This window comes from Aeromicrobium sp. REDSEA-S38_B2 (genome assembly GCF_001628525.1).
GTDB lineage: Bacteria > Actinomycetota > Actinomycetes > Propionibacteriales > Nocardioidaceae > Aeromicrobium > Aeromicrobium erythreum.
In genome coordinates this window covers 1-8,016 of record NZ_LUNH01000078.1, presented here as the reverse complement: position 1 = coordinate 8,016, position 8,016 = coordinate 1, and the positions used below count along the sequence as shown (strand labels likewise).

Below are 8,016 nucleotides of genomic sequence, written 5' to 3'. Positions count from 1 at the left end.
CCCGCCGCTGGTCGAGTAGTCAGGACGAGCTTGCGAAGTCCTGACGTATCGAGACCACCCGGCAACGGCTCAGCGCGACCCAACCCCCAGCGACAGCCCAGAGTGGTCTCGATACGCCCGGAGCACGCTCGTACCTCGCGGCTCCGCGCTATTCGACCAGCGGAACCCGCCGCTGGTCGAGTAGTCAGGACGAGCTTGCGAAGTCCTGACGTATCGAGGCCACCCGGCAACGGCTCAGCGCAGGCCAATCCCAGCGGCACCGCGTTCAGGCGCGGCGGGCGAGCTGGTAGCCGTCGGCGTCCCAGACGGTCACCCAGGTGCCGCCGAAGGTCTGCTCGGCCCAGGTGCGGGCGTCCGGGGGCGAGCCGACGCCGGCCCACTGGTCGAGCAGGACGTACTCCGGCTCGCCGTCGGGGAGCGGGGCGGTGCCGACCGTGCCGAGCCAGTAGACGTCGTGGTCCGTGGCGAGGTGCGTGATGACGCCGATGTCGGTCACGACCGACGCGCCGTCGGGCACCATGTCGACCACGCGCTGGGCGACCGCCGCGCGGTCGGGCACCTCGTACGTCTCCCCCCGGGTCAGCGCCCACAGCGGCGTCGACGGCAGCAGCGCGAGCGACACGACGAGCGCGGGCACCGCCGTCCACCGCACGGGCGGGTAGCGCCGCATGGTGTCGACGGCCGCGACGAACACGATCGGCATGAGCAGCAGCGAGTAGTGCCAGTCGGTGCCCCAGTAGTACGGGTTGTCGCCGACGAAGCGCCACGCGAACGTCGGCAGCACGAGCAGCACCCAGGGCGACCCGAGCGCCGCGAGACCGGTCACCGCGAGCGTCACCAGCACCGTGAGGGCCTTGCGACCCGGCTCGTCGAGCAGGGTCGCGACCACGCCGCGGTCGCCCCCGACGCTGGACGCGTAGTCGTAGACGCCGCCGGGGTTCACCGACGGCAGCACGACGAGCACGACGAGCGCCGCGCCCACCACGCCGGCCGCTGCGAGCAGCGTGCCACGACGACGCTCGCCGGCGAGCATGAGCACGAGCCCGATGACGAGCACCGTCGCGCCCATGTCCTCCTTGACGAGCAGGAGCGGCAGCGACCAGCCCACGACGGCGTTCCAGCGGCGGTCGAGGTACGCCGAGCCTGCCAGCGCGAGCAGCGGGGCGCCGAACGCGACCTCGTGGAAGTCCGACTGCACGGCCGCGGAGATGCCGAAGGAGATGCCGTAGGCGACGGCGAGCATCGCGCCCGCCCACGGACCGGCGTGCCGCACCGCCAGCCGGCTGACGACCAGCACCGACACCCCGATCAGCACGGCCTGCGCGACGAGCAGGGTCTGGGCCGACGGCCACAGCCGGTAGAACGGCGCCACGAGCGCCGTGATCGGCGAGAAGTGGTCGCCGAGGATGTTGAAGCCCGGGCCCTTGATGTCGACGATCGGCAGTCCGAGGTGCGCGTAGCCGCGGATCGCCTGCTCGAAGATCGCGTTGTCCCAGGAGGTGGGGTCGAAGCGGCGGAACCGCAGCAGCGACAGCGTCGTGTAGGCGGCCGTGCACAGCAGGGCCCAGAGGAACGGCAGGGACCGTGCGACGGTCCCGAGGCGCGCGCTCACGACCCGCGCAGGCGCGCGCCGGTCGCGACGTCGAACACCAGCACCTGCGAGCGCGGCACGGCCAGCCGGACCGTGTCGCCCGCCCGGCGGCGGTCGGCGGCCGGCAGCTCGGCGACGAAGAAGTTCTGGAAGAGGTCGAAGTCGAGCTCGTCCTCGACGTCCTCGAGCATGGCCTGGACGTCGTCGTCGAGGTCGTACCCGACGTAGACGAGCTGCGTGCCGCCGCGCCACTCGACGTCGTCGACCTCGCCGACGACCTCGACCTTGGTCTCGGCCTCGGCCTGGGCCGCGATCGCGCCGGCGGTCAGGGGGGCGTCGGTCGGGGCCGGGTCGGCAACGGGTGCCGCCTCCTCGCAGTGCTCGGGGCGCACCCCCACGACGACGTGGCTGCGATCGCCGAGGGCGTCCCGCGCCGCGGCGTCGAGCGGGATGGTCAGGACCGGCGTCACGAGACGGCCGTCCTCGACCGTGGCCGGCAGCAGGTTCATCGCGGGCTGCCCGAGGAAGGCGGCGACGAAGAGGTCGGCGGGGTCGGCGTAGACCTCGTCGGGCGTCCCCGTCTGGTGCACGACGCCGCGGTGCATGACGGCCACGCGGTCGGCGAGGGTGAGCGCCTCGTCGGGGCGCGACGTGGTGAACAGCGACGTCCGACCCTCGTCGCGCTGCCACTGCAGGGTGACCGACCGGACGTGCGTGCGGACCCGGTCGGCCTGCGCGCTGAACGGGTCGTCGAACAGGTAGCCCAGGGCGTCGCGCACGAGCCCACGGCCGATGGCGACGCGCTGACGCTGGGCCGGCTCGAGCTCGGCGGGCTTGGCGTCGAGGAGCGAGTCGAGGGCGAGGAAGGCGGCGACCTCGTCGATCCGTTCCGCGAGCGCCACCTTGTCGTGCCCGCGGCGCAGCCGGGTCGCGAAGGCCAGGTTGTCGTGGACGTCGAGGTGGGGGTGGAGCACGTAGTCCTGGAGCACGAGCGCGAGGTCACGGTCGCGGGGGCCTACCGCGTTCACGACGATGTCGTCGAGCAGCACGTCGCCCTCGGTCTGCTCCTCCAGGCCCACGAGCACGCGAAGCACGGCCGACTTGCCGGCGCCGGCCGGGCCGCAGAGCGCGGTCGTGCTGCCGTCGGGCACCACGAGGTCGAGCCCGTCGAGCAGCGGCGTGCCGTCGAGGGCGTCCAGGCGCACGCCCCTCAGCTCCATCGAGGTCATGGGTGGTCCCTTCCGATCAGGCGGCGGACGCGGCGGGGCGCGACCGCGAGGAGGACGATGACGGGCAGCAGCCACAGCAGCCCGACCGCCGCGGCCTGCGCGGGCGGCACCTGCCCGAGGAGCAGGGTGGCGGGCAGCGTGCGGGCGTCTGGCGTGGGTCCCAGGGCGGCGCCGAGCACCACGTCCTGGGCCGACAGCACCCACACGAGGGCGGCGACGACGAGCAGGTCGGGCAGCAGCACCGGCACGGCGAACGCGCGCAGCTCCTGCCGGCGGTCGGCGCCGTCGCTGCGGATCGAGTCGCGCAGCGACCACGGGGCGTCGCGCAGGACGGGGATGCTGAGGAAGACGGCCAGCGGGACGGCGACGAGAAGCAGGACCGGCGCGACCGCCCAGCGGGAGCCGAGCAGGCCGAGGGCGTCGGCCGTGTCCGACCACGGTCCGGCGAAGGCGACGAGCGGCAGCAGCAGGACCCCCACCACGACGACGGGGACGGCCCGACTCCCGCGCACCCGACGACGCGCCAGCGCGTAGGCCGCCGGGACGGCGACGAGCATCGCGACGACGGTGGCCGCGGTGGCGACGACGACGCTGGTGAGCGCGGCCTCGCGCACGTCGTCGCGCCGCAGCGCGTCGCCGAGGACGGACCAGCGCGGGCTCGACGGGAGCATCGACGTCGCCGCCGTGCCCGACGGGGTGAGGGCGACGGCTGCGGTCCACCACAAGGGCGCGACGGTGCCCACCACGGCCAGCTCGAGACCGAGCACCGCCCACAGCGACAGCCGACGGCGGGTGTCGGCGACGAGCACGCCGACGGCGCCCGTGCCCATGAGGACGGCCGCGACGGCGACCCAGAGCCAGCGGTCGGCGCCCGTGACGACGAGGACGCCGACGTTGGCGAGCACGAAGCCGACGACGAACGCGGTGCCGGCGGCCCACAGCCGGGAGCGGACGGTGGGGTTCACGCACGCCTCCCGGGTCGCAGGACGGCGACGAGGACGGCTGCGACCAGGCCCGTCAGCACCAGCAGCAGGACGCCGGAGGCTGCTCCGAGACCTCGCTCGAAGCTCTCGAAGGTCGTCTCCCACGTCAGCACGGGCACGGTGCGCACCCCGCCGGAGGGCGCCGCGAGCAGCGGACCCTCCAGCGCGCGGAGCGCGTCCGTCGCGCGGTAGAGGACGGCCACCGCCACGGCCGGCGCGGCGGCGGGCCACGTGACGCGCAGGAGCCGCTGCCACGAGGTGGCGCCGTCGGCCACGGCCGAGTCGATGAGCCGACGGTCGACGCGCGTGAGTCCGACGAGCAGGATCACTGCCGTCACACCCGTGCCGCGCCAGACCTCGGCCGCCACCACGGCGAACGCCGCCGCGGCGCTCGACCCGCCGTCGTAGCCGAACCAGGCGGGACCGACGCCCGAGGTGACGGCGTCGCGCCACACCGAGGCCGTCACGACGGGCAGCAGCGCGAACGGTGCGAGCAGCAGCACCGACACCACGGCCAGCGGCAGGCGCAGCCGACGGATGCTCGCGGCCACGACGGAGGCGAGCACGAGCTGCACGCCGACGGCCACGACGACGAGCAGCAGCGTCACCGACACGGCGAGCCACCAGGAGCGGTCGCCGAGCAGCCCGGTCAGGTTGTCGAGCCCCACGAACGTGTCGTCGCCGACGGTGCTCGACGAGCGCCGCAGGGAGGTCCAGAGCAGGAGGCCGAGCGGCCAGAGCGTCAGGGCCGCGAGGACCAGCGCCGTCGGCGCCAGCAGCGGCCAGCCCGAGCGTCGGCGTCGGGGCGACGCCGCTGCACGACGACGGCGTCGTCGCCGCGTGGGCGCCGGACCGATCGGGGCGAGGTCGTGCTCCTCGTCCGCGGTCACGGCCGTCGACGTCTCGACCACGTCGGCCGGCTCCGGCTGCTGGGGCTGGACGGGCTGCTCGGTGCTCACGGCAGCCTCCCGGCGACGGCGTCGCGGACCGCCGCCTGGGAACGGCGCGGGGTGGCCGACCCGACCGAGGAGATCGGCGTCCACGTCTTCACGAGCGCCGCCCGCGCCTGCATCCAGTACGGGGTGGACGGCAGCGTGACCGCGGTGTCGACGGCCGGACGGGTGACGTCGGCGAGCGGATACCCGGCCTTCACGGCATCGAGGTCGTAGGTGCTCACACGCGCCGCGCTGTGCCCCGAGCCGGTCATGACCGAGGCGAGGAGGTCGTCGGAGGTCAGGCACGAGATCGCCTCGTACGACAGCGACGTGTCGGGCGCGAACAACGGCACGGCGAGCGCGACCCCCGTGCTGGGCGCGGCCGGCGTGCCGTCGACCTCGGGGAACGCCGCCCACTGCAGGTCGCTGGCCACGGGTGCGACGGCAGGGTCGGAGACGAACGAGCTGGGCGCGAGCACGAACCCCCCGCGGCGCGCGAGCCCCTCAGCGGCGTCGACCGACGGATCGGCGCCGAGACCGGACCGGCCCAGCCGGCTCACGATGCGGGCGGCCGTGCGGCCGGCCGCGGAGTCCAGACCCACCTCAGGACTGCGTCCGGCGCCCTTCAGCAGCGTGCCACCGGCGCCGGCGACGAGCGCGTCCACCCACGCCGCGAGGCCCTCGCCGTCGGGGTCGTCGACGAGCACCTGGCGACCGGTGCGCTCGGCACCCGTCAGCAGGTCGTCCCACGAGACCGGCTTGGTCGTGTCGAGCCCGGCCCGTTCGGCCGTGTTGCCCCGCCACCACAGCAGCCACGGGTCGAAGGTCCAGGGCGCGGCGACGACCAGCCCGTCGACCGTCACCGAGCGCAGCGCGGCCGGTGCGACGTCCTGCGCGAACGGGGTCTTGAGGTCCTCCGGGACGGGCGCGAGCACCTGCGCGGCCGCCATCTCCGCGCTCCACGCGGTGTCCATGCTGAACAGGTCGATCGAGTCGTCCTTCGCGAGCAGCCGGCGCATCAGCGTCGCGTGCCGCTCCTCGACGTCGTCGGGCAGCCGCTCGACCTCGATGCGGTAGTCGCCGCCGGAGCCCTCGCTGCAGGTCTGCGCGAGCGCGTCGACGTCGGCGCGCTCGGGGCCCACGTACCAGTGCAGCACGGGCACGTCGTCGACGGCGTCCTCGTCGGGTGAGCCGCCGCAGGCGGCCGCGAGCAGCATGGAGGCAGCGACGAACGCCGCGGACACGCCCCTCCTGGTCACGGGGTCACTCTGCCACAGCAGACCGCGTGCCGGACGTCGTTGCGACGTCCGGCACGCGGTGTCCGCATCCGCCTCCAGGAGGGCGTCAGATGCCGATGTCCTCCAGCATCTCGGTGACGAGCGCGGCGACAGGCGACCGCTCGGACCGGGTGAGGGTGACGTGCGCGAACAGCGGGTGGCCCTTGAGCTTCTCGACCACCGCGACGACGCCGTCGTGGCGTCCGACGCGCAGGTTGTCGCGCTGCGCGACGTCGTGGGTCAGGACCACCTTGGAGTTCGCGCCGATGCGCGAGAGCACCGTGAGGAGCACGTTGCGCTCCAGCGACTGCGCCTCGTCGACGATGACGTACGCGTCGTGCAGCGACCGACCCCGGATGTGGGTCAGCGGCAGGACCTCGAGCATCCCGCGGTCGAGAATCTCGTCGACGACGTGCGGCGACGCGACGGCGCCGAGGGTGTCGAACACGGCCTGCGCCCAGGGCCCCATCTTCTCGTCGGAGCTGCCCGGCAGGTAGCCGAGCTCCTGCCCGCCGACCGCATACAGCGGACGGAACACGACGACCTTCTTGTGCTGACGGCGCTCCATGACCGCCTCGAGGCCCGCGCAGATCGCGAGCGCCGACTTGCCGGTGCCGGCGCGGCCACCGAGCGACACGATCCCGACCTCGGGGTCGAGGAGCAGGTCGAGCGCGACGCGCTGCTCGGCCGAGCGGCCGTGCAGGCCGAACGCGTCGCGGTCGCCGCGGACCAGCTGCACCCGCTTGTCGGGCGTGATCCGGCCGAGCCCGCTGCCCTTGTCCGACAGCAGCACCAACCCCGTGTGGCACGGGAGGTCGCGCGCGGTCTCGTCGTCCAGGAGGGCGACGTCGAGGCTGCCCTCCTCGTACAGCGCGTCGAGGTCGGCGGAGTCGACCTCGAGCTCGCGCATGCCGGTCCAGCCGGACTCGAGGGCCAGCTCGGCGCGGTACTCCTCCGCCGACAGGCCGACCGCCGACGCCTTGACCCGCATCGGCAGGTCCTTGGAGACGAGCGTGACGTGGCGCCCCTCGTCGGCGAGGTTCTTCGCGACGGCGAGGATGCGCGTGTCGTTGTCGCCGAGGCGGAAGCCGGCGGGCAGGGCCTCGGGGTTGGTGTGGTTCAGCTCGACGCGGATCGTGCCGCCCTCCGTGCCGATGGGCAGGGGGACGTCGAGCATGCCGTGCTGGACGCGCAGGTCGTCGAGGAAGCGCAGTGCCGTGCGGGCGAAGTAGCCGAGCTCGGGGTGGTGGCGCTTGCCCTCGAGCTCGGTGATGACGACGACCGGGATGACGACCTCGTGCTCGTGGAAGCGATGCACCGCCCCTGGGTCGGCCAGCAGGACGCTGGTGTCGAGGACGTAGGTGCGGACCGCCTCGGCGGAGGTGGCGGCGGCGCTGACGGGCTGCTTGACAGTCATGTCTGACTCCCTGCGAAGAACCCGCGCGCCCCTGCGCCGGCCCTTCCCTACTCGGTGGGTGTGGGGCGGCTGGGCTCCGGGGCGAGCATCAACACCCTCGCAACGTACGTCCGCCCCCGTGCCCGGGCGCGGCGACACGCTGCGCGTCATGTAACGCCGAGATGAACTCTGCGCACCCACCACTCCGCGCATCCCGCCAGCGCGGGCCCAGCCCCCAGCGTCGGCGTGGAGTGGTCTCGATACGCCCGGACGGCGCCGACACGACCAGCGCAAGATTCCGCTGGTCGAGTAGCGGCCACGCGTGAGGAACGAGCGCCGCGGCCGCGTATCGAGACCACCCCGCAACGGCCCAGCGCGAACCAACCCCCCAGCGACAGCCCAGAGTGGTCTCGATACACCTCCCCTCGCTGGCGCTCGTGGAGGCACTCGACCAGCGGTGGCGTCCGCTGGTCGAGTAGTCCGAGCGAGCTTGCGAGGCTCGGACGTATCGAGACCACCCGGCAACAGCCCAGCGCGAACCAACCCCCAGCGACAGCCCAGAGTGGTCTCGATACACCTCCCCTCGCTGGCGCTCAGGGAGGCAC

The 8,016-nt window shown here is 73.7% G+C and carries 6 protein-coding genes; all 6 read right to left on the bottom strand.

Annotated elements, in window-relative coordinates; genetic code table 11:
* Nucleotides 1–265: 265 nt before the first annotated feature.
* The 6 genes from A6Q81_RS14180 to phoH2 all read right to left on the bottom strand — a co-directional run bounded on the left by A6Q81_RS14180 (nucleotide 266) and on the right by phoH2 (nucleotide 7,432).
* Nucleotides 266–1,612 (bottom strand): DUF2079 domain-containing protein, encoded by a 1,347-nt coding sequence (locus A6Q81_RS14180; RefSeq protein ID WP_286690865.1) that lies wholly within the window; start codon nucleotides 1,610–1,612, stop codon nucleotides 266–268.
* Nucleotides 1,609–2,820 carry an ABC transporter ATP-binding protein gene (locus tag A6Q81_RS14175; protein ID WP_286690864.1) on the bottom strand — a complete coding sequence of 404 codons (1,212 nt, stop codon included), beginning with the start codon at nucleotides 2,818–2,820 and terminating at the stop codon, nucleotides 1,609–1,611. Before A6Q81_RS14175 ends, A6Q81_RS14180 begins: the two co-directional genes overlap by 4 nt.
* Nucleotides 2,817–3,785 carry an ABC transporter permease subunit gene (locus tag A6Q81_RS14170; RefSeq protein WP_286690863.1) on the bottom strand — a complete coding sequence of 323 codons (969 nt, stop codon included), beginning with the start codon at nucleotides 3,783–3,785 and terminating at the stop codon, nucleotides 2,817–2,819. Before A6Q81_RS14170 ends, A6Q81_RS14175 begins: the two co-directional genes overlap by 4 nt.
* Nucleotides 3,782–4,762: an ABC transporter permease subunit gene (locus tag A6Q81_RS14165; protein WP_286690862.1), complete on the bottom strand. Its 981-nt coding sequence runs from the start codon at nucleotides 4,760–4,762 to the stop codon at nucleotides 3,782–3,784. Before A6Q81_RS14165 ends, A6Q81_RS14170 begins: the two co-directional genes overlap by 4 nt.
* Nucleotides 4,759–5,997, bottom strand: a complete 1,239-nt coding sequence (locus tag A6Q81_RS14160) for a sugar ABC transporter substrate-binding protein (RefSeq protein ID WP_286690861.1) — start codon at nucleotides 5,995–5,997, stop codon at nucleotides 4,759–4,761. Before A6Q81_RS14160 ends, A6Q81_RS14165 begins: the two co-directional genes overlap by 4 nt.
* Nucleotides 5,998–6,082: 85 nt before the next feature.
* Complete coding sequence (gene phoH2 / locus A6Q81_RS14155) at nucleotides 6,083–7,432, bottom strand: RNA 5'-3' helicase PhoH2 (RefSeq protein WP_067859375.1); 1,350 nt, start codon at nucleotides 7,430–7,432, stop codon at nucleotides 6,083–6,085.
* Nucleotides 7,433–8,016: the final 584 nt, after the last annotated feature.